Genomic DNA, 22,929 nt, shown 5'->3' on the forward strand with positions numbered 1-22,929 from the left:
CCTGGTCGCTCAACCCGCCACGCGCTGCGCCGCAATCACCTCGAGCATATCGCGCAGGTCCGTGAACTTGACACGCGGACGCCCCAGCGCCGCGCCGCGCTCCTGCTCCACCTTGTCGAGCACCAGCCAGTCCGCCCACGACGTCACCGTCACACCACGCTCGGCCAGCAGCGTATCGATGCCCGACACGTCATCGGACAGCGTCGGCACATCACCGGCGGCCACATCGGCCAGCAGCTGATTCACCGTGTCGGTGGCGCAGAGTTTGTTGGTGCCAATGATGCCCTGCGGCCCACGCTTGATCCACCCCGCCACATACAGGCCCGGCAGCGTGCGCTCGCTGCCCGCCTGCTCCACCACATGGCCGTTGATGTTGGGCACCACACCGTTGCGGTCATCAAATGGCACGCCTGGCAACCCGCGCCCCTTGTAGCCCACCGAGCGAAACACCATGCCCACGGGCAGCGTCTCGGTTTGGTCGGTGGCCACGGCGCGCACGCCACCACGCCCATCGGCTTCGAGACGATTGCGCACGATGGTCAGACTCTCCACGCACTCGCTGCCACCAAGCGCCACGGGCGAGGCATTGAAGTGAAACACCACCCGACGCTTCGCGCCGCGCAGCGGACGCTCGGCCCAGCCACGCAGCACCTCGAGATTCTTGGCCGGATTGCGGTCTTCCATGTTGGCCAACTGCTCGGCACTGGCCGCATCCAGTTCGAGGTCACGCGGATCGACCACCACATCCACACCCTCCAGTTCACCCAGCTCACGCAGCTCGGGCGTGGTGCAGGCGGCCTGCACTGGACCGCGACGCGCGACGAGATGAATGGTGTGCACCTGTGACGCCGCGAGGGCCTGCAGCGCATGATCGGCCAGATCGGTGCCCGCCAAAACGGAAGTCGGCTTGGCGAGAATGCGCGCCACATCCATGGCCACATTGCCGATGCCCACCACGGCCACCTCACCCTGCGTGAGATCGAACTGCGCTGCGGCGTAGTCGGGATTGCCGTTGTACCAGGCCACGAACTCCGTGGCCGCGTGACTGCCACGCAACGATTCACCGGGAATGCCCAGCGTGCGATCGGTATCAGCGCCGTAGCTCAGCAGCACGACATGATAGCGCGCGCGCAGTTCCTCAATGCTCACGTCCTTCCCGACGTGCACGTGACCGAGGTAGCGGAACCCCGGCTGCGACGCGATGCGATCGAAGATGCGCGTGACCGATTTGATTTTCGGATGGTCTGGCGCCACACCGCCGCGCACCAGACCGAAGGGCGTAGGCAGACGGTCAATGAGATCGATGGCGATACCGGGCGCGGCCTTCTGCAGCGCCTCGGCGGCGTAGAACCCGGCCGGGCCCGATCCGACGATCGCAACCCGCAAGCTGTTGAGGGGGATGGACATAGTCCTGAAAGATAACCAGGCCGACAATGAACAACACTTCATGCAATTCTCGCGCAAGTCGTTACGGTGTGGCACTTTACGCTCTTGCCGAGTGCGATGGTCGGCTGAATACTCGCATGGTACGTCTCGGCCTCGCTGCCTTCCCTCAGGTCCCACCCGCGAGCGCCCGATCCCTCTCGGAGGCATCCATTCATGCGTAGTGCCCGCGCGCTTCCCCTCGCTCTTGCCACCATTGGTCTCGCGGCCTGTTCAACCGGCGGCGACCCCGTGTCCACCACCAGCCCCGAGTTGGGCGGTCCAACCGCATCGGCGTCGGCCAACGCGCAGCCCGAACTGCAGGGTCGATACATCGTGCAGTTCAATGAGGACGTGCGCGATCCCCAAGGACTGGCCATCGCCATGGTCAACGGCAATGGCGGGACGCTGCACTACACCTACACCCGCGCCATCCGGGGGTTTGCGGCCACGCTGCCGCCGCAGGCCATCACGGCGCTCGCGCGTAACCCGGTCATCAAGCTCATCGAGCCCGATGGCATCGTGACCGCTTCGGCCACACAGAGCAACGCCACCTGGGGACTCGACCGCATCGATCAGCGCGATCTGCCGCTGAGCAGCAGCTACACCTACAACGCCACCGGCGCCGGGGTGCGCTCGTACATTCTCGACACAGGCATTCTTCCCGGGCATGTGGAGTTCACGGGGCGGCTCGCTACCGGCTTCACAGCCATCACTGATGGCCGCGGCACCAGTGACTGCAACGGCCACGGCACGCACGTGGCGGGTACGGTGGGCGGTACGGTATACGGCGTGGCAAAAGGCACCACACTCGTTCCGGTGCGTGTGCTCAACTGTCAGGGCTCCGGCACCACCAGCGGAGTGATCGCCGGGGTGGACTGGGTGGCCAACAACCACGTCAAGCCGGCCGTGGCCAACATGTCGCTGGGTGGTGGCGCAAGCAGCACGCTCGACGCCGCGGTGGCCAACGCCGTCAATCTTGGCGTGACCTTCGTGGTGGCCGCCGGCAACAGCAACGCCAACGCCTGCAACTACTCGCCGGCCCGCACGGCATCGGCCATCACGGTGGGTGCCACCACCAGCAGCGATGCGCGCGCGTCCTACTCCAACTTCGGCAGCTGCCTCGACATCTTCGCGCCGGGCAGCAGCATCACCTCGGCCTGGTACACCAGCAACACCGCACTCAACACCATCAGCGGCACCTCCATGGCGAGCCCGCATGTGGCGGGCGCGGCGGCGCTGTATCTCGAAGGTGCACCAGGCGCCACGCCGGCCACGGTTGCCAACGCGCTCATCAGCAACAGCACGGCCAACAAGGTCACCAGCGCCGGCAGCGGTTCCCCCAATCGCTTGCTGTACACGCTCGCATTCGGCTCTGGCGGTGGTGGTGGTCCCACCAATCAGGCGCCAACGGCTTCGTTCAGCTTCAACTGCACGAACCTGAGCTGCAACTTCAATGGCAGCACCTCCAGCGACCCTGACGGCAGCATCAGCAGCTACAGCTGGAACTTTGGCGACGGCACCACGGCAACGGGCGCCACGCCCAGCAAGTCGTTCGCGTCGGCGGGCAGCTACAACGTCACGCTCACCGTGACTGACAACGCGGGCGCCACGGGAAGCCAGACGCAGAGCGTGAGCGTTACTGCGCCGTCCACCGGCATCAACCTCAGCGTGAACCTGTCCAAGCAGCAGGGTGTCAATCGGGCCACACTGTCATGGAGCGGTGCGACCAGCAGTGTGGATGTGTACATCAACGGTGGCAAAGCGACCACGGTCACCGGTAGCAGTTACGTCGATGTGATCGGCCGTGGCGGTGGCACGCGCACCTATCAGGTGTGCAACGCCGGTACCACCACCTGCTCGAACAGCGAGACCGTCAGTTTCTGACAACCACGGATCGCGCGTCCGCAGTGCAATGCAGAAGGGGCTCGGCAAACCGCCGGGCCCCTGACGGCGACCTATCTCCGCATCAATGACGTTATTTGATCCGGCCCACTGTCTAGGGCGCTGCGCTGGCCACCGCCAACGCGTTCAGGAATCGCGGATCACTGCGCAACGACGCCAGCAGCGGATCCATACGCACGTACGCCGGCGTGAAGCGTGACGGACCGCGCTGCAGGTCGCTCAGCCAAGCCAGAGCCTGATCCCGGTGCCCGCTGACGGCGGCCACCTGGATGGCGCTGTAGAGTGTCTCGAGACGCATTGGTGCACGGGCAGTCCCGCCAGCCTGGGGCGCTTCGTTGACCAACTTCACGGCGCGCTGCGCCCGAGCCAACGCTTCGGCGTTGCGGCCCAGGAGCGCCAATGCCACGCCCTCACTGAGCAGCGCATACCACTGCCGCACGTTCGGGTTACCCTCACGCGCAAACGCTCGCAGCGCCTGCGTGGCCAATTGCCTGGCCTTGGCACTGTCGCCACGGACCGCGGCGATGACGGCGCGTGTGTTGTACCAACCGCCCTCACCCTCCTGATAGTCCTCCGGAGTGAGCGTCTGCATGACATCATCGAAGGACGCGTCAAGCAGCCAGTCAGATCCAGCGAACTCGGGCAGGAACTGCTTTGGTGTGATGTCACGCAGCACCTCGCGTACGGCCGCGCGCGCCGCCACGGAATCACCAGCCGCCATTTCCGCCTCCACGGCATACAGGGCCGTCATCACATTCGACGGGGAAAGAGCCCGCCCCCGCCGTGCCGCCTCGCGAGCGTCGGCCACACGTCCAAGATTGAGAAACGCCTGCACCTTGGCCGTCCAGCTCTGCGCACTGCGAGGATCCAGCGCCTGTCGCCGTTCGAAGTACTGCAGCGCCTCGGCATGTCGGCCAAACGACTGTGACTCCAGCAGTCCCATGTTGCCGAGCGCCGACACATCGTTGGGATCGAGACGCAACGTGGCCTCGAAGGCGGCACGCGCCCCTTCCGCATCGCCTTTCACCAGACGCAGATAGCTCGCCATGGCCTTGTATCCCAATGCACCGTTCGGATCGAGCCGCTTCGTTCGTTCGGCAGCCATGCGCGCGGAATCGGCGATTGCGGGCGAACCGCCACCATTCGCGTAGACCAGCGCCAGCGAGCGGGAAATTGCCGCCCAGGCCTCCACCAGCTGACTGTCGCGCGCCACCGCCTCCCGGAAATGCACCAGCGCCGCACGCTGCGCGCGGTACGTGCTGTTGGAGTTCCAGTCCACCGCCGCCTGACCACGCAGATAGGCATCGTACGCCCGCGGATCGCGCGTCGCCACGCGCACCACCTTCGCGCGATCCTCACTGCCCAGAGCCACCTGCATGGCCTCCACCACCTCGGTGGCAATCTGCCCTTGCACGGTCAGCACATCGCGAAGCTCGGCATCGAACGGCGCCTGCCACCGACCCTGCGGTGTGCCGTCGGGAATGACCTCCACCAGTTCGGGACGGACAATCACGCGCCTCGCCTCCCCGGTGCCCACAACCCGCACGCTCCCCGTGAGGAGATACCGAACCCCCAGCTCTTCCGCGATCTGCTGCGGTGGTTTGCGACTGTCGCGGTAGAGGTTGGAGCTGTTGCTCGCGATCACCGTCGCCCCCGGCACCGCCATCAGCTTGCCGCGGATTTCATCGGTGATGCCATCCGTGAGATAGGCGTCGGTGCTGTCCCCCTGATGCACGAAGGGCAGCACGGCCAGCGACCGCGAATTCTCGGCTGACACGTTGGCCGTTGGACGCATGAGTGCCCAGCCAGCCGCCGCCAGAAGCAGGGCCGCGCCCACACCGGCCGGAAGCAACCAACGCTTGATCGAAGCGCCCTCGGATGTCGCAGCGGTGAATGTCGCCGAGGCCGCCGTGCGCTGACCGCTGCCCGGTGTGTGGGCCGAGGGTGTGCTGAGCGCGGGTGCCACAGCGCGCGCGAACTCGTTCATCGTCGCAAAGCGTTCCGCCGGCTTGAGCGACAGGGCCCGATACAGCACCGCCTCGATGGATTCCGGCACGTCGGCACGAGCGCGGCGCACGCTGGGCACGGGTGTGGTGAACCGCGCCGCGATGAGTGCCGCCGCCGTTGCACCGTCAAATGGTGGCTCGCCAGTCAGCAGTTCATAGGCCACGCAGGCCAGCGCATACTGATCGGCACGCCCATCGACCGCCTCGCCGGTGGCCTGCTCCGGCGCCATGTAGCGAGGCGTGCCCACGGCAATGCCGGTGGCCGTGAGGTTGTTCTGCATCCCTGAATCCTGCAGGTCGCGCGCAATGCCGAAATCCGCCACCAGCGTGGCGCCATCGTCGGTGACGAGGATGTTTTCCGGCTTGATGTCGCGGTGCAGCACCCCTTCGCGATGCGCGTAGGCCAGCGCCTGCGCCGCCTCACGCACGATGGCCAGCGCATCGTTCACCGGTAGCGGGCCGCGCGTCCGCAGCAGGTCCCGCAGGCTCATCCCGGTGACAATGGGCATGGTGAACCACAACCGCCCCGCCGTCTCACCCGAATCGAAGACACTCAGGATGTGCGGATGTTGCAGCCGCGCCGCCACGCGGATTTCCCGCTCGAATCGCTCGTTCCCCACGGATGCGGCAAGGTCCTCGTGCAGGACCTTGAGCGCCACCGGTCGGCCGTGCTTGACGTCGAGCGCCCGATACACGGTGGCCATGCCCCCCTGACCAAGTACGCCCTCGAGTACATAGCGATCCCGCAGGCCGTCAGCGAGAGAGTCGTGCACAGGGGACAAGGCAGCGGTCTCGGGTGGGGATGGAGCGCGGTGCAGTGCAGCATACGGTCGCGCGAATCTGCAAAGCGCGACTACATAGCGCCATCGACCAAAGGCGCGCAATAGGGCGTCCACCCAAGACCGGGTGCCACGACATGTCGCAACACCCGGGCAATGGCCATGCAACATCAGCGCATACAGAAAATCCGTGAAGCCGCCGTCACCTGCCGACGGCACCAGAGCAGTCAGGCCGTCTGCAGGTCGGCCATAGCCGCCTCCAGCTTGTCGAACGAGCCCGTCCACCCCTTTGTCATGCCACCGCGCTCCGCAATGAAGGCCGCCAACTCCTCGGCGCTGGCCTCACCCTCCACCTCGGTGCAGACGGTTACGCGGGACTGCAGGTCACCCTCCGGTGTGAAGGTCACCGTGTTGCGGAGATAGGCTGGCCACACCGGCGCGCCGGGATGGCGCGCGATCTCCCCCGCGGCGTCGGTGAAACACTGCGTGTACACCAGACGGTCGGGGCGCTGCATCTCGTGGTACGTGAAGCGGCCGTGCATCTGATGACTGCCGTTCTGCATCACAAAGGCGGCATGACCACCGGGCCGCATGTCGGCCTGAGTAAAGGCCATGGTAAAGCCCACCGGGGGCAACCACTGCGCCACATGCTCCGGCGTGGTCCACAAGTCGTAGAGTCGCTCCACCGGCACGTCGAAGCTGCGCGCAATGACAAACACCTCACGCTGCGTATACTGCTGCTCCACGTACTCGGCCAAACGATCCCAGGTGGAGTTGCCGCCGGCCATCTTGATGAACACCCGCGTTTCGCGCGCCGCCTCGGGTGATTCGAGCAGCATGACGATGTCGAGCTCCGTGCGGCCACCCAGGTCGCGAAAGGTGGCCGTCACACGGAAGAGGGGCTTGGCATCGGCCGCGCGCGCGCCGTGATCATACACCAGACGCGACTCGGGTACGACTTCGTGATAGCGCGTGAAGTTGGGCCAGTCCGTACCGTCGGGCCCGTGCATGGTGTAGTCCCAGAATCCGCCAACCCGCAGCTCGCGCGCATGCGTGGTGATGGTGAAGCCCCGCGGCCCCCACCACTTGGCCAGGTGCTCAGGTTTGGTCCAGGCCTGCCAGACCAGCGAGATGGGTGCGTTGTAGATGCGCGTGAGACGGATTTCGCGGGCGCGGTCAGCGGTCGGACTTGGCGTGATCATTGGACGGGTGATGGGGCGTGGGCGTGTCGGATGACGCGGGGGCGGTGGTGATCGATTCGAGGTAGGCACCCAGGCGATCGAGGCTGGCTTCCATGTACGCGCGGTACTCGTCGAGGAAGGCGGCCACCTCGCGCAGGGGCTCGGCGTTGAGCGTGCAGGGGCGCCACTGCGCATCCCGCCCCTTGCTCACCAGCCCGGCGCGCTCGAGCACCTTGAGGTGCTTGGTCACGCCCGGCAGGCTCATCTGACCGAGAAAAGGCTCCGCGAGCTGCGTGACGTTGGCCTCGCCCTGGCGCAGGCGGGCCAGCAGGGCCCGACGCGTGGGGTCGGCGAGAGCGGAGAGGGTTTGGCTGAGGCTATCCTGCATGCTTTACCGTTTGGTTAATTAACGCTTTGGTATAATAATGACCACACGGCACCGCGCAAGAGCTGTTCGATCATTGGTCAGTTGCCTTGGGAAAGGGGTCAGTGATCTACGATGGCAACCGACGTTTGTGGCGTCGCCGTCCGGTCAGGAGGCTGCGCGGTATCTGGTGGGGGACACGCCGGTCCATCGCTTGAAGGCCCGCGAAAAGGCCGCCACATCACGGAACCCACAGCGCTGGGCTGCCGCCTGCACGGCCAAGCGGTCGGACCGTAGCAGGTCCTCGGCGGCGCGGCGGCGGAGATGGTCGAGCAAGTCTTCAAAGGTCACGCCTTCTTCCCGTAGACCGCGATACAGTGTCTGACGACTCATGGCGAGGGCACGGGCCACTGCGTCCATCGACACGCTTTCTTTACCCAGACGCGCACGCAGCTGCGCATGCACCCGCCCCGAGAGCGTGCGAGCCTCGTCGAGCGAAGCCAACAGGGCCGCCGCGCGTTCCAGCAACACCGAACTCACGTGAGCGGGCGCCTGGCGAACCCGGAGATCCGGCCAGGCTGGATCGAACAACAGAGCATTGCGTGTCTGCCGGAAACGGACCGGGGCACCGAAGACCGCCTCGTATCTGGCCACGGGACCGGCCGGCGCATGCCGGAAATGCACACCCCGCAGGAGCGGTGGCGTAGCCTGGACGAGCCGAGTGCCGCAGGCAATGCGTACAAGGCTGGCCTCCGTGATCTGGCGGGATGCACTCGGCAGATCGCGATCGTCGATGAACCACAGGCCATCACGTGACATCTCGAGCGGAAAATGCGGACCGTGATGCCGCGTCCCCACATCGAGGGTCAGACGCGCGTAACGATTGAGGTGTGCATGGGCCTCGGCCATCGTCTCACAGGTGCTTCCGATGACGCAGACAATGCTGGTTTCGGTGGCGTGCACGGCGGAGCCGAAATCAAGGATGAAGAGCGGATCGTTGGTCGCTGTCTCCGCTGCCGTAACCAACGACAGAAAGGCGTCGGCCGAGATTCGCGCCTCGTGCGTTGCAATGTCATCCTCATGCAGACCAGCCGACCCGAGCAATGTGCTCCGCGACAAGCCGCGGGTACTGGCGAAATCCAGAAAGGTGCGGGCCATTCCCGCGCCAAGGGTGGGCGAGTGCAGTCCAAATGGCGGCGCAGCGTGAGTCATGGAATCAACAGGTTGGCGCCAACAGCACAGCGGTGGGCGACGCGGGAATCGTAGGCTGGGGAGACCCCTTCACCAATCTGGAGCCTCCATGACATCATCATCTCCTGCCGTTTCCATCCCTACGCCACCGGCAAACGGCAGTTTCGATCCAGCAACCATCGCCACGACCGTCCGCACTGCCGCACAATGGTTGCGGCGCACAACTGCGCTGTGGCTGACGGTGGCGGTGGCTGGTCAACTGCTTTTTGGCGTCTATGTGCTGCGGTTCTACGGTGGTGCCGCATGGCGTGGCGATTTTGCGCAATGGTCTGCCGTCATGCCACGTGGATGGGTGCCGGGCGATCACGGTGGCAACGCGGCGGTGGCCGTGCATTTGCTGGTGGCGTTGGTGATCTGCATAGGCGGCCTGACCCAACTGGTTCCCATCATCCGACGCCGCGCTCCCGCCGTTCATCGCTGGATGGGTCGGGCTTTTGTGACATCGGCAGTGCTGGGGGCCACCAGCGGCTTTTGGCTGCAGTGGGTGCGCGGGGGTACGTCTTCGCTACCTCAGAGGCTGGGTACCACGACCAACGGGTTGGTGATTCTCGTTTGCGCATGGTTGGCGTGGCGCAGCATTCGACGCCGCGACATGAGCACGCATCGTCGCTGGGCTCTGCGCCTGTTCCTTGCGTCCAATGGAGTGTGGTTCTTCCGCATTGGCCTCATGTTTACGCTGCTGGCATTCGGGCGACCGATCGGATTTGATCCGGAGACATTTCGCGGGCCACTGCTCGTAGGCCTGGCGTGGGCGGAGACCATCGTCCCTCTTGGCCTGCTTGAGCTCTGGCTGCGGAGCGAGCGGGCTGCCACGGCGCTCCCACGTTGGGCCATGTCGGCGCTCCTTGTGCTGCTCAGTGTAGCGACCGGCATGGGCGTGACCGGTGCGGCGATGATGCTGTGGTTGCCGCACCTTCGCTGATCACATCGTCCGGCTCGGCGCTGGCAGTGCCATGACCCGAAAATCTGCCGGCCTGCGCGTCAGGGGAGCACCGTTTGTACACCCACGCTGACTCACCCTGAGGGAATCTCATGCGCCCCGACTCACGCCTCGCCCGCCACCTGCCGCACAAGATGATCACACTGGCCTGCGCAGCGCTCGCCCTGCTCGTCGCGCCAACGACCACCTCCGCACAAACCGATCAGCTCGTACAGTGGACCACCGAAGCGGGTGGCAATGGGCACTGGTATCGCTACCTGTCACCGGTCAGCATTTTCGAACCCTTCTCGTTCGCGACCGCGCAGAGTGCGGCGGAGGCGAGTTCGTACAATGGTCTGCAGGGCTATCTGGCTACGATCACCTCGCAGGCCGAGCAGGATTTCATGAACGGCGCCTTCTCGTATCTGCTCGGATTCGGTGGTACAGGCACCGCGTGGCTAGGCGCGAGTGACGCCGCAACAGAAGGCGAGTGGCGCTGGCTTGGCGGACCCGAAGCCGGACAACTGGTAAGCTACACCAACTGGCGGCCCGGCCACCCCGTCGCCGCAGCAGGCTTTGAGAATTATGACCTGCTGGCGCTCAGCATCTTCGGCGGAAGCCCAACAACGTACGGATGGGTCTCGGTCGAACAATCGGGCGGTGCACTCGGCTACATCATCGAGTATGGCAACGGACCAGTGACGACCGTACCTGAGCCGGGCCCACTCGGTCTGCTGGCGGCGGGCGCGGCCGCATTCGGCATGATGGTTCGGCGGCGGCGGGAAGACGCAGCACGCGGCTGAGTATCGGCGCCACGGCGCGCGTGTCCACGACGAGCCAACGCGCGCCGCTGGCGCCCATGGGAGTCCCAGGCGCATGCGCAGCATCTGCCGCACAGTGCGCGAGGCATGGCGTCCTACATTGTCGGAATGCCAAGCCCCGCGAGATAGCGGTAGGTCTCATCGTAGTTGGCCGGCTGCAACGTACTGTCCGACTTGCGGCCCTTCGGCACAAAGATCGCCATGCCCTGTCGCGCGCGAGTGAGCAGCACACGATAGGCATTGAGCAGGTAGCGCTGCCGCTCGGTGTTGTGCACCATGGTCCATCGGTCGCCACGGAAGTTGTGATACGACCACGCGCCGTTGTGCCGCCTCAGGTCCGCGTCCCAGCTCACCAGCGTCCAGTCGAGCTCGAGACCCTGCGTTTGAAACTCGGTCGCGGCATCCTCCAGGTAGTACGACGAGCGGGTATCACTGGCCGGCGCGAGGAAGTATTTCACCGGATCCACATTCACCCGCACGTCTATGCAGTAGGCCTTGAGCCGCTGCGCCTGCGAGGACGCCAACAAGCCGAAGCGCTCGTTGCCACGCGCCTGCTGCTTCACCCACTGCTTGCCCACGGTTCGGTCACGCGTGAGCACGATCGGAAAGCGACGCTGCACATCGGCCAGGATCTCACGTGCGCGGTCCTCATCCGTATCCAGCAGCGCCTTGACCATGCCCGACACATGCTCGGCACGGAACGATCGCATGGACACGGCCAGATGCAACGCGTACTGCGTTTCAACCATGGCGCGTGAACCAAGTCGTTCAATGGCCTGACCCGCCGCATACTCCGAGTCATGCAGCTCAGGCGAAAGGTAGGTGTGCCAGTGCGGGAAGCGTTCGCGCACGGCATCCAGCCACGCACCAATCCCCGACTCGCCGGTGTGGATCTCCTGACCGCCGCCCACCAGACACACGACCACCGCCCAATCCGGGTGTCGATCCATGTACGACAGCAGAAACTCCGGCTCGGACATCGCAAAGTCGCGTACACCCTTGCGTTGCTTCATGAACAGAGAGGTCTTCTCGCGGTTCCAGGCCCGTTGCGCTTCGTCAAAAATGGCCACGTGCTCCGCCGGGGGCCGGGTAGTGTCACGCAATCCCTCGTCACGAAAGTGATGAACGTTTTGAATGAACGGCTTCACGTTCTGGCGGATCTTTCCCTTGCGCTCCACTTCACCGCCCATCGCCTTCTGCCGCGCGAGGTCATCCTCCACCAACGCCTCACGCAGTACATTGACCAGCGGGCCGTTGCCTGAGAGAAACACGGCGTGGGTGTCGTCCTTGCCCAGATGCTGTGTGGCAATGTTCAGTCCGACCAGCGTCTTGCCCGCGCCCGGCACACCGGTCACGAACACGATGGACTTCTCACGATTGGCGCGGCTGCGCGCAATGATCTCCTCCACACAGGAGGACGTGGCGTGCAGATTGCGCGCACCAGCGTCGCTGCGCGCGATGTTCTGCACCGAGTGACGAGCATAGAGCGCCTTCGCGGCCTCCACAATCGTGGGACTCGGACGATAGGACGCACGCCCCCATGCAGCAGCATCGATGGCAGCCCCCTGGGCGAGTTGTACGGCCGAGCGCAGCGCGTCGCCTACGCTCTCGGCGTTGGCTTTGCGCGGGGGATAAACGCCGTCAGCGTGTGGCGCCCTCCATTCGGCATCAGGTGAGGTCGCACCCGTGGCGCACAGCACCGGAAAGATGGGTGTGTCGCGGCTGGCCTCATGAAAGTTCTTGAGGTCGAGCGCGTAGTCCCAGGCCTGATTGTAGTCGGGACGGCTGAAGCGCTGCTCGCCCACCTTGAACTCGATGGGTACCACGGCCGATTGCGCGACCACTACCCCATCAATGCGGCTACCAAGGCGCGGCACATCGAACTCGAGAAACAGCGAGCCGTCTACGCCATTCAGCGACTGCTTGAGCACGCGGATCTGCTCCTTCCACGCCTCCGTCTGCTTTCCGTCGATGGACAGGCCGCTGGCACCAGCCAGGTGGCCGAGCACGGTGGGTTCGCCTTCCGCGAGGAATCCCGCAATGGAGGCGCTGTAGTAGGCCGATTGGCGTGTCGGTACATTGGGCAGTGACATGGCGCCAAGCTATCGTGCGAGCGGGGGTGGGCGCCAGGCTGGTCGTACTCCGCCGCCACCGACGCCCCCTACGTCACTCGACGTAGGGAACGGCGTGCGCGTGGGTTTGATCATAGACTCTGCCGCATGGCCCGCCTGATCGCGAAAACCCGAGGTGCATTCGGGGTGGTCGCCAGTCTCAGTCTCTTCTTAACGCATTTCACAGCATGGATACTCGCCGGTGTGCCCGCCACCTACCGGGCCATGCAGGAGAACCCGTTGCTGGTGGCGCAGACCGGGCACAGGGCTGTGGGTGGTGCGCGGTGGGGCGCTGCTGGTTGTGACGCGCGCTGTCATCAGCGCCCGGCGCGGCGCCTGACAACAGGTGCGCGGCGCTGCTTGAGCTTGTGCCCCACCTCAACTATCGCCGCAATCAGCGGCTGCAGCTCACGACCCAATTCGGTGAGCGCGTATTCCACCGTGGGAGGCGACGTCGGCATGACGTGACGCGAGATCACGCCCATCTGCTCCAACTCTACCAGTCGTGCGGACAACACCTTCGCAGAGATCCCTTGCACGTCGCGGCGCAACTCGCTGAACCGCCGCGGTGTCTCGCGCAGATACCAGATGATGTGCGGCTTCCATGCGCCACCAATGACACGCATGCACTCTGTCAATGGACACTCGGCAGGTGGAGGCACGACTCTGTTCTTGCGCATCGGTACCGGCATCGTTGTCTCCGGTTACCGCGTGGTAACCCGATTCTTCGTACGGGTGATGGTTCAGGTTACTCAAGGTAACCAGATTGCTCCTCGTAACGACAGGCACATCGCGGCCTGCTGCGTCACCACCAACCACGAGGAGCAACGTCATGGCTCGAGTCGCCATCGTCTATCACAGCGGGTACGGCCACACCAAGGTGCAGGCCGAGGCGGTACACCGCGGGGCGTCCCGCGTACCACACGTCGACGCGGTGCTGATTCCCATTGAGAAGTACGAGGCGCACTGGGAGGAACTCGACCACGCCGACGCCATAGTCATGGGAGCACCGACGTACATGGCCGGAGCCTCGGCCCAGTTCAAGGCCTTTCTTGACGCCACCTCGAGCCGCTGGGCGGCGCAGCGCTGGAAGGACAAGCTGGCTGCAGGCTTCACCAACTCCGCCGGCTACAATGGCGACAAGCTCAACACACTGCAGCAGTTCAATCTCTTTGCCATGCAGCATGGGATGATCTGGGTTGGACTGGGGCTGCTGCCGGGAAACCATACCAGCCAGGGTTCACCCGAAGACCTCAATCGACTGGCCGGCTTTCTCGGCGCCATGGCGCAGTCCAACGCCGACCAGCCCGCCGAGTTGGTGCCACCGGCCTCCGATCGCGCCACGGCCGAGCATTTGGGGCAACGCGTTGCCGAAGCCGCCTTGCGCTGGGCGGCTGGTGTTGAAACGCAGCAGGGAGCGACTGCTGCGGACGCCACACTGGCGGTAGGCGGCTGACATGGCCACGGCTCATGCCGACTCGTACGCAGCCATTGCTGCGGTGCTCGCCGAGTACTTTGACGGCCTGCACCACAGTGACTCGACACGCCTCGCGCGCGTGTTTCATCCGCGCGCGCACTACGTAAGCCCGACGGAGCACCCCTTGGTGTACCGGAGCATGGCCGAGTACTTCCCGATCGTTGATGCCCGGCCGTCTCCCGCCAGCCGCAGTGAGGCACGACAGGACCGGATCATCTCGATCGAACTGGGTGGCCCGGCCCTGGCCTTTGTGCGCGCTGAATGCGCCATTGGGCCAAAGCGCTTCACCGACTTCCTGACACTCGTACACACCGACGACCGCTGGCAAATCATGTCCAAGGTCTTTCACTTCGACCTGCAGGGCTGACCACCAGCCGGCTCAACGCCCCCTCACACTCAATACCGGACCACTTCTCATGCCCTACATCAACATCAAGATCACACGTGAAGGCGCAACCCGCGCGCAGAAAGCCCAGCTGATTGCCGGAGTGACTGAACTCATGGTGAAGGTGCTCGACAAGAGCCCGGCCACCACGTTCGTCGTCATTGATGAGGTCGAACTCGAAGACTGGGGGATTGGCGGGCTCCCGGTGGACGAGTATCGCGCGCAGCTCAATCGATGAGGGCAGACTGCTACCGTCCAAATGCCAGAAGGCCGAGCACCGCCTCCCCCCGCGGTGACAGGCGGTATCCCGTCCCGAGGCTCTCAGTGAGACCGAGATTCTTCAGTTTCCGGACGTTCAGCTTGAAGCGCATCTTCTCCTGACCGACAATGTCACACAGGTCGCCCGCGCGGACGCCAGGTTTGTCACGCAACACACGCAGAGTGGCAAGGGTCCACGGGCCATCTGAGGACGCGGCGTCCAGTCGCTGCAGGCGGTTGCGCAGCTGGCTGAGGTCTTCGCTGGACGTGGCTGGTGTCTCGCGCAGCACGATGCGCGGATCGGGCCGCAACGCGCCGAGTTCAATACGAAACACCTCGCCCTCCGGCCGAAGCGCGAGTTCCTCCAGCAGGGCCGCCTTGGAAGCATAGCCCGCGCGGCGCGCGTCGGCCGCCGAGATCTGCGCGAGTGTCACGGGTTCAACCGACCGAATGCGCAGCTGCCCGACGGCCGTCATGAGCGTGCCGCCGGCCCGCACCGTTGGCCGCCGCCAGCGCCGGAATGCCACGGTAATCGCACCGCTGCGAATGCCCTCGAGAAACGCTGTCCGAAAGAGCATCAGATCCCCCTTGAATCCCCAGACAATCCGCCCCCTACGTCGCCCGACGTATGGCTCCGCCGTTCCAGTGGCTCAATCGTAGGCGCGACCCCAAGTCCTGACCGACGACCTGAACCACGAGGTGTTCCGTGACTATCCGCCGCACACCACTCTCCAGCCTCTGCCCGCTGATATTGTGCCTCGTGAGTTCTCAGGTCAAAGCCCAGACCTCACCGACCTCCGCGTCAGCGCTTCCGCGCGTCCGCCTCGTCGATGTGACGAACGGCCGCCAGCAGGTCACCGGCGTCCTCACCGGACGGGCCGGCGACACCCTGCTCATCATGCCGGACAGCACCGATGGAGAACCGCAGCGCTTCTCCCTCTCCTCCACGCTTCGGATCGAGCACAGCATCGGCATGCAGCGCCGCACCATGCAGGGGTTCGGGGTCGGCGCACTCATTGGTGGCATTACGGGTGCCTTGATGGGTGCGTCGTCGTCCAACAAGAAGCCCGACTGCCCGCCTGATCAGCTCATCTGCGGAAACTTTGGCCCGTCTCCATCGGCGAGTGGCGGAGCAGTACTGCTCGCGCTCCCCGGTGCCATCATTGGCGCAATCGCCGGTTACAACACGCTGCGCGAAGGTTGGGTGCCGGCCGACGAGGATCGCACGCGCCTCACGGTTGCACCGCTCTCCCGTGGCGGCCTGCGCGTCGGCGCGGCGGTGACATTCTGACCCGCCGACCGTTTGCGCAACGCACTACCGTGACCGCCCCGGCACCAACCGCAACCGATGCGCCGCGAACCGCTCCACGGCCTCACGCGTGAACGCCAGCGGGAAGTACTCCGCCCGTCCGAACGGCTCCACGAGATTGGCGTAGAACGGACTCCCGGGTTGACCCGACTGCCCCGGCAGGTTGGTCGCCCAGCTGCTGTCGGGATGCACCAGGTCAAACACCTCGCGGTACGTTGCGCCCACAGCCGCCACAAACCCCGCGCCGCCGTGGCGCTCCACCGCCGGCGCGTCGTAGGCCGCCACAAAGGGATGTGGCAACTCGCTGCGGTTGAATCGCCCCCAGCGCCACTGGGTCATGTCAGCGCCAAAGCGGGCACGCAGGGAGTCGCGTGCAACCAGCAGGGCATTCTCAAGCACACCCGCCGTTGGTGGTGCGTCCGCTCGCATACGCGCCCCCAACTGCGGGCCGACAAAGCGATACGCCGCCGCAGCCAACGACTCGCGCGTATGCTGGCCATCCCAGGCGGCCAGAGCGGCGCGCAGTCGCTCGGCCTCCGCGTCCTGTGCCGTCCAACCGGCAAAGAGCCGCGCGTCCCGCGCACCGGCCGCGTTGAACGCGTCGTGCTGCAACTGTCGCGAATGCGCCGCGTCAAACGGACCGGGCGTCGCGAACTGCTGCTCCAGCCGATCCTGCCGCTCACGCGCCGGACCACGCTTGAAGAACAGCGGCGGATCGTAACCCTCCGGATGAATGTCGTGATTGGCGGTGGCGATCCAGCCGCGACTCGGGTTGAACTCACGCGGCAGATCATCGCGCAGTCCCCGCCACTCGTAGCGCCCATCAGCGGGCACGGGCAGACGGCCATGCCAGTTGGGGCGCCGCGGCGACGCGGCCGAGGCCTGCCAGGCGATGTTCCCGTCCACATCGCCGCAGATCATGTTCTCGGTGGGCGCCAGATAATAGCGCTGCGCGTCGAGAAACTCCCGGCAGTCGCGCAGCGCCGGATAGCGCAGCGCACTCAGGTAGCCCGCACTGCCCGGCAGGTGCGCCGTGCTGCGCAGCAGATAGGCCATGCGTCGCGTCTGATCGATGTGAAACACCGGGCCACGCGACGTCAGCCGCAACGTGGCCGTATCACTCAGCGCGCCCTTCACGGCAATGACTTCGCGCACGACACGTGGCGCTTCCCACACCCCGGCAATCTGCACACGACCTGCATCATCCATGGGCGCCACATACACGTCGGACTGATCGGTGCCGACAATGGTGAGTCCCCAGGCCAACCGCTCCGTACGCCCGATCATCACACCCGGCAGGACGGGCTCGGTGGCACCAATGGCACGATACCCCGGTGCATCGAGATGCACGATGTAGCGGAACGACGGATTCTCGACGGCCCGATGCGGATCGTTGGCCACGATGGGCTTGCCACTCCGGGTGAGTCGACCGGAAATGACCCAGTTGTTGGAGCCCGGTGAGTCTTCCTGCACGCCGTTGTTCACACTGGCGCCGCTGCCCTCGAGTGCCGCGTAGGCCGGCAGCAGTGGTGGCTTTACATCACCGGTGCGAAGCGCCTGCAGCGCGGTGATGGCCGCGCTGTCCAGTTGTGCGAGATCAAGACCTTCGGGCAGCACCAACGCACGATAGGGCGAGGGACGCGCGAGCCGGTTGGCCGAGTCGGCGCCCACCCGCAGCACCTCGCGCGCCAGACGCAGTTCGGCAATCGCATCAGCCAACGGCATGGCGGTCTGTGTGCGCAACACCAGATCCTCGGCCGTCCAGCGCCCGGGCTCAACGCCGGTGAGCGTGAACTCCACGGGCAGCCGTGTGCCCGCCTGCGCAATGAAGGCGTTCACCCCCCGCGCAAAGGCATCGAATACCCGGCGACCGGCCGGGTGATAGCTGGTCCACTCGCGCTCATCATGCGGGCCGCGGAAGCGCAGCAGCCGTGCGAGGCGATCGTGCGCCACATATCCGGGCCCCATGATCGCACTCAGCTCGCCGCGGTACATGCGACGGTACATCTCCATCTGCCACAGCCGGTCCTGCGCCACCACAAAGCCCTGCGCGAAGAACAGGTCATCGAGCGACTGCGCGTAAATGTGCGGCACACCCCAGCGGTCGCGAATGACCTCCACCGGCGCGCGCAATCCGGTCAGCGTGGTGCTGCCGTCAATGCGCGAGAGCGCCGCACGCGCGAGCGCATTCAAGTCGGGCGGCTGACTGGGCTGTCGCGCGCCAAGCAGCAGGGTCAGCGCGCCGACGGCGATCATCAGCGCGGGAGCGGTGGTGCGTCGGCTCAATACGGGCCGGACACGATCGACGAGGCGGGTCATAGGCGCAATGTTACGCCCCATTGCCGCGCCCTGCGAGTTCGCCGACCTAAGCCTGCAACAGCGGCACGCCGTAGGCCGTGAGCATGCCATCGCGCGTGACCAGGTGCAAACCGCGCGCCATGGCCTGCGCCACCAGCAGCCGGTCAAACGGGTCAGCGTGGTGCGCCGGCAAACGCGCGCTGCGCTGGGCGTCGGCGGCAGACACGGGAAGCTCCACGAAGCCGGTCTCAGTGGCCGCGTGCAGCCATTCCGCGGGCAGCGTCAGCTTTCCCTTGGTGGCCTTGATCTCAAGCTCCCATGCCGAGGCGGCGCTGAAGTACACGACACGACCTGGGTCGCTGATTGCATCCCGCGCTTCGCTGCTGAGACGGTCCGGAGCATGCAAGGCCCACAGCAGCACATGGGAGTCGAGCAACAGGTTCATGACTTGCGGCGAGGCTCGGCTACACGGCGCAGCGGAGGTGGCTCAAGCGGTCCGCCGTAGAACAGCGATTCGATCTCCGCGTCATGATCCCAGCAGTCCGGCGACTCGATGACAGCGCCCGCCAGTTTGCCGAGTTGACGGGGGGCGGCGCCGGCCGCGACCGGCACGAGACGCACCAGCGGCGTGCCGGCCTTTGAGATCACGACCTCTTCACCATCCAGCACCTCGGCGATGAGCCGGGAGAGCTGGGTCTTGGCGGCGTGAATGTTCACGATCTTCATTAGTCTAGTCTAGTTTAGCTAGCCAGTGAACTCAAGGTGAGCCATGGGTTTTGGCGACAGTCTCCGCGCCAGGAGGCCGGACTCGCCACGGCCTGCAGCGCCTCGTATACTCGGCCTGCCCCACCATCGCCGCGTCCGCCAGACCCTGTGGCGCAGTCGCGTGACTCCCCCGCCTCCGCCATCCCATGCGATGGCGTCCTCCCTGTGACTGCCTGCCCCATGAAGCGCGCCCTGCTCGTATTCCTGCTCACCGCGCCGCTCTCCCTCGCTGCTGCGCAGACCAGCGACTTCAACACGCTGCGCTTCCGCGAAGTCGGCCCCGCCAACATGAGCGGTCGCGTCGTGGACATGGCGGTGGTCGAGTCCAATCCCTACGTGTGGTATGTCGCCTCAGCGACCGGCGGCGTGTGGAAGACCATCAACAACGGCGTCACCTGGCAGCCGGTCTTCCACCGCGAAGCCACACACTCGGTCGGTGCACTGGCTGTGCATCAGCGTGACACCAACATCGTGTGGGTGGGCACCGGCGAACGCGCGAATCGCCAGAGCAGCGGCTGGGGCGACGGCGTATACAAGTCCACCGACGGCGGACGCAGCTGGCGCAACATGGGGCTGCGCGAGTCGCATCACGTGGGGCGCATCGTGATGCACCCCACCGACCCCAACACGGTCTTCGTGGCTGCCATGGGTCACCTCTGGGGACCCAACGACGAGCGCGGTCTCTACCGCACTACCGATGGCGGCAACACCTGGCAGCGTGTGCTGGGGGTGAACGAGCACACCGGTGTCGTGGACGTGGCACTCGATCCGTCCAACCCGCGTGTCATGTACGCCGCCACCTACGAGCGGCGCCGCGCACCGTACGGTTTTGACGGCGGCGGACCGGGCAGCGCGCTTTACAAGAGCACCGACGGCGGCGACACCTGGCGCAAGCTCGCGCCCAGCGGTGCGTTTCCGCGCGACTCCGTGCGCCCCGGTGTCCGCCCGCCCACACTGCATGATGCCAACGGTCTGCCACTCGGCGAGTACGGCCGCATCGGCATCACCGTGTATCCCAAAGATCCACGCATCGTGTACGTGTCCATCGAGCAGGGCTGGCGCTACAACGCCTCCACGGCCTACGTCGGACGACGCGCCGGCATCTATCGCTCGCAGAATGCCGGCGAAACCTGGGAGCGCATGAGCGACTGGAATCCGCGCCCCATGTACGCCAGTCAGCCGCAGGTCGATCCCAACGATCCCTGCCGCATCTACATGCAGAACGAATTCTCCGTCTCCACCGACTGCGGCAAGACCTTCACCGCGCCGCGTCAGTCACTGCATGGCGACGACCGGTTTGTGTGGATCGATCCACGCGACTCGCGCCACCTCATCAAGCTCGACGACGGCGGCATCGGCGTGTCCTACGACTTTGGACGGACCTGGCTGTTTGTGCAGTCTCTGCCCATCAGCCAGTGGTATCGCATTGCGGCAGACAACGCGCGGCCTTTCAACCTCTATGGTGGCTTGCAGGACAACGGCAGCTGGTACGGCCCCAGCGCCACCTATCGCTCCGAAGGCATCCTCAACGAAGACTGGACACGCATTGGCGGTGGCGACGGCTTCTTCTCGCTGCCCGACACCACCGACCCGCGTGTCATCTACTCGGCCTCGCAGTACCTCGGCCTGCAGAAGCTCGATCCGCGTACGCTGCAGCGGCAGGATGTCCGGCCTGACAATGCGCGCGGCGCCATTGGCGCGCGCCGCAATTTTGATGCGTGGTTCCTGGTGCAGCCTGAAGCCGAGCTGGCCAACGCCATGGCGGGTGCCAACTGGGATGCGCCGTATATCATCTCGCCGCACGATGGTGCCACTCTTTATGCGGGCACCAACAAGCTCTGGAAGAGCACGAATCGTGGGCTGACCTGGACCTCGCTGGGCGACATGACCACCGGCGTGAACCGCCGCGAGCTGCCCATCAACGGCCGCCGCGCGGACGAACTCACGCCCTCGCAGGACGACGGCAACCCGTACTATCCCACGCTCACGGCCATCGCCGAATCACCGCGGCAGCGCGGCCTGCTGTATGTGGGCACCGACGACGGCAACGTGAAGGTCTCGCGCGACGGTGGCGCAACCTGGCACGATGCACACTCACTCATGGGCCGCTTGGCCAGCAACGCCCTGCCGCGCAACGCCTGGATCAACGGCATTGAGGCCTCGCGTCATGCTGTGGGTACCGCGTACGTGGTGGCCAACAATTATCGCAACGACGACTTCGGCAGCTACATCTACAAGACCACCGACGCCGGCCGCAGCTGGACATCCATTACCAGTGACCTGCCGGCGGGTCGTGTGGCGCGCACCCTGCGGGAAGATCCGCGCAATCCCAATGTGCTCTACCTCGGCACCGAGCTCGGGCTGTTTGTCAGCACCAACGGCGGCGCAAACTGGGCCGAGCTGCGCGCCAACCTGCCCACGCTGGCCATCAACGATTTGCTCGTGCATCCGCGTGACAACGATCTGGTCATTGCCACACACGGACGCGGCATCTGGATTCTGGACGATGTGAATCCGCTGCAGGAGCTCACACCGGCTGTGAAGGAGTCGGCCGCGCATCTCTTCCGCATTGAACCGGCCTATCAGGTGCGGTTGGCTGCCGAGAAGGCGCACATGGGCGACATGGTGTTCCGTGGCGAGAATCCGCCGACTGGTGCCATCGTGCAGTTCTGGCTCAAGGATGCCACCACGAAGCCGACGTTCACCGTGCTTGACGCGAGTGGCAAGACCGTCGCCACTCTGTCACCCAATGTGCGTGCAGGCGTGAACCGCTTTGTATGGGGCCTGCGCCACGACTCCCTGCCTGCCGGTGTGCGCGGCGGGGGCGACGAGGACGAAGGCGGCGGTGGTGCCGCGCGCGCCCTGCCCGGCCCACTTGTGCTGCCGGGTACCTACACGCTGCGCATGAGTGTGGGTGGGGTGCAGCGCACGCAAACGGTGCGCGTCATGGACGATCCGCGCATCAACGTGACACCGGTGCTGCGCGCCAAGTGGCACGCAGATCTCCTGCGCATTGCCGACGTGTATCGTACGGCGGTGGAGCTGAATCGCGGCAAGAACAGTGCGGAAACCCGCGAGTTGCTACGCCGCGTGAGTGGTCTGTACAGTGCGGTATCGGGATGGACGGGGCCCATGACTAGTGACCAGACCGCACAGTTGCAGTACTTCAGGCGGAAGATCGCCGAGCTGCGGTAGCCTGCGGTCACCAGCACGATTACGTCGGGCGCCGGGCTACTCCCCCTCGAGCGCCCGAATGTCGTCGAGATCCTTCGTCCTGCCACTGGCGCGCTTGTTTCTGATGAAGGCTTCGCGGCCAATGAATTGCACGGGCACGTCGAACAGTGTGCCCTGGACGGATTCCTGCCAGGCGCTGGTGAACTCAACTCCACTGATGCTGGTCAGGATATCAATCCGAAACGGCGGGATGCCCAACTGAATCACCTGATTCGGCGTGGTAAAGTCTTTCTCAGATACTCCAAGGGCAGCAAGGGGCGCACCAAAATCAACCAGAGCACGCCAAGTGCGGGTGGCGTTCATCGCCGTGGGTTCGACCCAAACGTCAAGGTCGCCCGTGACGCGCGGCACGCCGTGCGCCGCGAGGGCGTGTGCGCCAACGACCAGAAAGCGCACATCCTCCGCTCGCAGCGCAATAAGCAGCTCCCGAAAATCGTCGGTCAT

General features: G+C 65.3%; 20 protein-coding genes. 8 read left to right on the top strand and 12 right to left on the bottom strand.

Annotated features, from left to right (window positions below; translation table 11 throughout):
• Window positions 1–9 precede the first annotated feature (9 nt).
• Window positions 10–1,407 (bottom strand): FAD-dependent oxidoreductase, encoded by a 1,398-nt coding sequence (locus B2747_RS13255; RefSeq protein ID WP_291161716.1) that lies wholly within the window; start codon window positions 1,405–1,407, stop codon window positions 10–12.
• A 192-nt stretch (window positions 1,408–1,599) separates the two neighbouring features.
• Between B2747_RS13255 and B2747_RS13260 the strand changes: the two genes are divergently transcribed.
• Window positions 1,600–3,309 carry a S8 family serine peptidase gene (locus B2747_RS13260; protein ID WP_291161718.1) on the top strand — a complete coding sequence of 570 codons (1,710 nt, stop codon included), beginning with the start codon at window positions 1,600–1,602 and terminating at the stop codon, window positions 3,307–3,309.
• A gap of 112 nt (window positions 3,310–3,421) precedes the next feature.
• Here B2747_RS13260 and B2747_RS13265 read toward each other — a convergent pair whose 3' ends face one another.
• The 4 genes from B2747_RS13265 to B2747_RS13280 form a co-directional block, all read right to left on the bottom strand.
• Window positions 3,422–6,106 (bottom strand): serine/threonine-protein kinase, encoded by a 2,685-nt coding sequence (locus tag B2747_RS13265; RefSeq protein WP_291161825.1) that lies wholly within the window; start codon window positions 6,104–6,106, stop codon window positions 3,422–3,424.
• Window positions 6,107–6,339: 233 nt separating this feature from the next.
• Entirely contained in the window at window positions 6,340–7,314 is a 975-nt protein-coding gene (locus B2747_RS13270) for an SRPBCC domain-containing protein (RefSeq protein WP_291161720.1), read from the bottom strand.
• A complete protein-coding gene (locus B2747_RS13275; protein ID WP_291161722.1) occupies window positions 7,289–7,681 on the bottom strand; it encodes an ArsR/SmtB family transcription factor in 393 nt (130 codons plus the stop codon). The genes B2747_RS13270 and B2747_RS13275 overlap by 26 nt, the downstream gene beginning before the upstream one ends.
• A gap of 144 nt (window positions 7,682–7,825) precedes the next feature.
• A complete protein-coding gene (locus B2747_RS13280; RefSeq protein WP_291161724.1) occupies window positions 7,826–8,869 on the bottom strand; it encodes an AraC family transcriptional regulator in 1,044 nt (347 codons plus the stop codon).
• Window positions 8,870–8,957: 88 nt separating this feature from the next.
• Here B2747_RS13280 and B2747_RS13285 point away from each other — a divergent pair, with 88 nt between their 5' ends.
• Together B2747_RS13285 and B2747_RS13290 are read left to right on the top strand one after the other, a co-directional pair.
• Entirely contained in the window at window positions 8,958–9,830 is an 873-nt protein-coding gene (locus B2747_RS13285; protein WP_291161726.1) for a DUF2306 domain-containing protein, read from the top strand.
• A 110-nt stretch (window positions 9,831–9,940) separates the two neighbouring features.
• Window positions 9,941–10,630 (top strand): lectin-like protein, encoded by a 690-nt coding sequence (locus tag B2747_RS13290; RefSeq protein WP_291161729.1) that lies wholly within the window; start codon window positions 9,941–9,943, stop codon window positions 10,628–10,630.
• A 113-nt stretch (window positions 10,631–10,743) separates the two neighbouring features.
• Here B2747_RS13290 and B2747_RS13295 read toward each other — a convergent pair whose 3' ends face one another.
• Both B2747_RS13295 and B2747_RS13300 read right to left on the bottom strand, forming a co-directional pair.
• On the bottom strand, window positions 10,744–12,741 hold the full coding sequence (locus B2747_RS13295) for a DUF2075 domain-containing protein (protein WP_291161731.1): 1,998 nt from the start codon (window positions 12,739–12,741) through the stop codon (window positions 10,744–10,746).
• A 335-nt stretch (window positions 12,742–13,076) separates the two neighbouring features.
• Complete coding sequence (locus B2747_RS13300; protein WP_343125903.1) at window positions 13,077–13,451, bottom strand: helix-turn-helix domain-containing protein; 375 nt, start codon at window positions 13,449–13,451, stop codon at window positions 13,077–13,079.
• A 140-nt stretch (window positions 13,452–13,591) separates the two neighbouring features.
• Here B2747_RS13300 and B2747_RS13305 point away from each other — a divergent pair, with 140 nt between their 5' ends.
• From B2747_RS13305 to B2747_RS13315, 3 genes are read left to right on the top strand one after another with little or no spacing between them, the layout of a single operon-like run.
• Window positions 13,592–14,215, top strand: a complete 624-nt coding sequence (locus tag B2747_RS13305; protein ID WP_291161735.1) for a flavodoxin family protein — start codon at window positions 13,592–13,594, stop codon at window positions 14,213–14,215.
• 1 nt (window position 14,216) lies between these two features.
• Window positions 14,217–14,603 carry a nuclear transport factor 2 family protein gene (locus tag B2747_RS13310; RefSeq protein ID WP_291161738.1) on the top strand — a complete coding sequence of 129 codons (387 nt, stop codon included), beginning with the start codon at window positions 14,217–14,219 and terminating at the stop codon, window positions 14,601–14,603.
• A gap of 49 nt (window positions 14,604–14,652) precedes the next feature.
• Entirely contained in the window at window positions 14,653–14,859 is a 207-nt protein-coding gene (locus B2747_RS13315) for a tautomerase family protein (protein ID WP_291161740.1), read from the top strand.
• Window positions 14,860–14,869: 10 nt separating this feature from the next.
• Here the strand turns inward: B2747_RS13315 and B2747_RS13320 are convergent, their stop codons facing one another.
• Window positions 14,870–15,457 carry a hypothetical protein gene (locus tag B2747_RS13320; protein WP_291161742.1) on the bottom strand — a complete coding sequence of 196 codons (588 nt, stop codon included), beginning with the start codon at window positions 15,455–15,457 and terminating at the stop codon, window positions 14,870–14,872.
• Window positions 15,458–15,639: 182 nt separating this feature from the next.
• Here B2747_RS13320 and B2747_RS13325 point away from each other — a divergent pair, with 182 nt between their 5' ends.
• Window positions 15,640–16,170 carry a hypothetical protein gene (locus tag B2747_RS13325; RefSeq protein WP_291161744.1) on the top strand — a complete coding sequence of 177 codons (531 nt, stop codon included), beginning with the start codon at window positions 15,640–15,642 and terminating at the stop codon, window positions 16,168–16,170.
• A 24-nt stretch (window positions 16,171–16,194) separates the two neighbouring features.
• Here B2747_RS13325 and B2747_RS13330 read toward each other — a convergent pair whose 3' ends face one another.
• From B2747_RS13330 to B2747_RS13340, 3 genes are read right to left on the bottom strand one after another with little or no spacing between them, the layout of a single operon-like run.
• Window positions 16,195–18,507, bottom strand: a complete 2,313-nt coding sequence (locus tag B2747_RS13330; protein ID WP_291161769.1) for a penicillin acylase family protein — start codon at window positions 18,505–18,507, stop codon at window positions 16,195–16,197.
• A gap of 46 nt (window positions 18,508–18,553) precedes the next feature.
• Window positions 18,554–18,931, bottom strand: coding sequence for a type II toxin-antitoxin system VapC family toxin (locus B2747_RS13335; protein ID WP_291161771.1), 378 nt, complete (start codon window positions 18,929–18,931; stop codon window positions 18,554–18,556).
• A complete protein-coding gene (locus B2747_RS13340; RefSeq protein ID WP_291161774.1) occupies window positions 18,928–19,212 on the bottom strand; it encodes a type II toxin-antitoxin system Phd/YefM family antitoxin in 285 nt (94 codons plus the stop codon). Before B2747_RS13340 ends, B2747_RS13335 begins: the two co-directional genes overlap by 4 nt.
• 219 nt (window positions 19,213–19,431) lie before the next feature.
• Between B2747_RS13340 and B2747_RS13345 the strand changes: the two genes are divergently transcribed.
• Window positions 19,432–22,446: a VPS10 domain-containing protein gene (locus B2747_RS13345; RefSeq protein WP_291161777.1), complete on the top strand. Its 3,015-nt coding sequence runs from the start codon at window positions 19,432–19,434 to the stop codon at window positions 22,444–22,446.
• A 36-nt stretch (window positions 22,447–22,482) separates the two neighbouring features.
• On the opposite strand, the gene B2747_RS13350 is transcribed toward B2747_RS13345, so the two are convergent.
• Window positions 22,483–22,929 (bottom strand): hypothetical protein, encoded by a 447-nt coding sequence (locus B2747_RS13350; RefSeq protein WP_291161780.1) that lies wholly within the window; start codon window positions 22,927–22,929, stop codon window positions 22,483–22,485.

The organism is Gemmatimonas sp. UBA7669, assembly GCF_002483225.1.
Taxonomy (GTDB): Bacteria; Gemmatimonadota; Gemmatimonadetes; order Gemmatimonadales; family Gemmatimonadaceae; genus Gemmatimonas.

Bases quoted from the DNA above. Each gene is read 5' to 3' on its own strand.
- B2747_RS13320 (WP_291161742.1), bottom strand. From the start codon at position 15,457: ATGCTCTTTCGGACAGCGTTTCTCGAGGGCATTCGCAGCGGTGCGATT.
- B2747_RS13350 (WP_291161780.1), bottom strand. From the start codon at position 22,929: ATGACCGACGATTTTCGGGAGCTGCTTATTGCGCTGCGAGCGGAGGAT.
- B2747_RS13280 (WP_291161724.1), bottom strand. From the start codon at position 8,869: ATGACTCACGCTGCGCCGCCATTTGGACTGCACTCGCCCACCCTTGGC.
- B2747_RS13290 (WP_291161729.1), top strand. From the start codon at position 9,941: ATGCGCCCCGACTCACGCCTCGCCCGCCACCTGCCGCACAAGATGATC.
- B2747_RS13330 (WP_291161769.1), bottom strand. From the start codon at position 18,507: ATGACCCGCCTCGTCGATCGTGTCCGGCCCGTATTGAGCCGACGCACC.
- B2747_RS13295 (WP_291161731.1), bottom strand. From the start codon at position 12,741: ATGTCACTGCCCAATGTACCGACACGCCAATCGGCCTACTACAGCGCC.
- B2747_RS13315 (WP_291161740.1), top strand. From the start codon at position 14,653: ATGCCCTACATCAACATCAAGATCACACGTGAAGGCGCAACCCGCGCG.
- B2747_RS13305 (WP_291161735.1), top strand. From the start codon at position 13,592: ATGGCTCGAGTCGCCATCGTCTATCACAGCGGGTACGGCCACACCAAG.
- B2747_RS13335 (WP_291161771.1), bottom strand. From the start codon at position 18,931: ATGAACCTGTTGCTCGACTCCCATGTGCTGCTGTGGGCCTTGCATGCT.
- B2747_RS13255 (WP_291161716.1), bottom strand. From the start codon at position 1,407: ATGTCCATCCCCCTCAACAGCTTGCGGGTTGCGATCGTCGGATCGGGC.
- B2747_RS13275 (WP_291161722.1), bottom strand. From the start codon at position 7,681: ATGCAGGATAGCCTCAGCCAAACCCTCTCCGCTCTCGCCGACCCCACG.
- B2747_RS13345 (WP_291161777.1), top strand. From the start codon at position 19,432: ATGAAGCGCGCCCTGCTCGTATTCCTGCTCACCGCGCCGCTCTCCCTC.
- B2747_RS13310 (WP_291161738.1), top strand. From the start codon at position 14,217: ATGGCCACGGCTCATGCCGACTCGTACGCAGCCATTGCTGCGGTGCTC.
- B2747_RS13260 (WP_291161718.1), top strand. From the start codon at position 1,600: ATGCGTAGTGCCCGCGCGCTTCCCCTCGCTCTTGCCACCATTGGTCTC.
- B2747_RS13285 (WP_291161726.1), top strand. From the start codon at position 8,958: ATGACATCATCATCTCCTGCCGTTTCCATCCCTACGCCACCGGCAAAC.
- B2747_RS13300 (WP_343125903.1), bottom strand. From the start codon at position 13,451: ATGCCGGTACCGATGCGCAAGAACAGAGTCGTGCCTCCACCTGCCGAG.
- B2747_RS13270 (WP_291161720.1), bottom strand. From the start codon at position 7,314: ATGATCACGCCAAGTCCGACCGCTGACCGCGCCCGCGAAATCCGTCTC.
- B2747_RS13340 (WP_291161774.1), bottom strand. From the start codon at position 19,212: ATGAAGATCGTGAACATTCACGCCGCCAAGACCCAGCTCTCCCGGCTC.